2 protein-coding genes are annotated in these 761 nt (G+C 69.3%); both read left to right on the forward strand.

The genetic code is table 11. From position 1 onward, the window contains the following. The coding region (locus ACYQ2W_RS26475; RefSeq protein ID WP_459874099.1) for a hypothetical protein at nucleotides 1-524 on the forward strand (524 nt) is incomplete at its 5' end. Next, on the forward strand, nucleotides 512-761 hold a 250-nt coding region (locus ACYQ2W_RS26480; RefSeq protein ID WP_459874102.1), incomplete at its 3' end, for a hypothetical protein. The genes ACYQ2W_RS26475 and ACYQ2W_RS26480, both read left to right, overlap by 13 nt.

The following is a 761-nucleotide window of genomic DNA, read 5'->3' on the forward strand; positions in this document are numbered from 1 at the left end:
TGGGCTGGGTCTCGCGCGGCGAGACCACCCTGTTGCCGCCGGTGCAACTGGTCTACCGGGCGGAGGATGCCGCGCGCTTCCAGACCTTCGGTTCGCCCGCCTCGCTGAACACGATCCTCGAGGACCCGACGCTGGTGCTCGGGGTCTCCGAGCGGATGTCCTACGGCGAGGGGGTGGACCAGGCGGTGGCCGCCCACCGCGACCAACCCAACGTCTTCCTGCGCAGCGGCCGCGACGTCGGTCTCGGTCTGCACGAGATGCTGATCAAGCGGCGCATCGACTACACCGTCAACTATCCTTGGGCGGCGACCTTCACCGCCGGTCCCGAGCACGCCGGGCTGCTCGGCTTCCTCCCCTTCACCGGGCGCGGCTGGTGGACGACTTCGGCGAGGTCTACGCCGAGCGCCACCGCCAACTCCCCGACGGCACCCTGCGCGCCCTCTTTCTCAGGCTCACCGGCAGCCGCACGGAGTACTCCATCCCGCTCAGTTTCCTCCAGCAGCGCCGTCCGGTGGGGCACCTGAACGTCTCGCTGGACGTCTACGGCGAGATGTTCTCCTTCTTCGACCGCGCGGTGGTGGTCTTCGTCAGCGGCATGCTGCGCAACATCGCGCTTGCCCTCTGCCTGATCGTGGTCTTCAACTACACCCTGGTCCGCCCGCTGCTCAAGCTGATCGGCGATATCTCCTCGCGCGTCCCGGGGCGCGGCGACCCTCCGGTCGCCGCGCCCGAGGGGCACGGCGAGAGTGAGCTGGGCAAGC

Source organism: Endothiovibrio diazotrophicus (genome assembly GCF_054657215.1).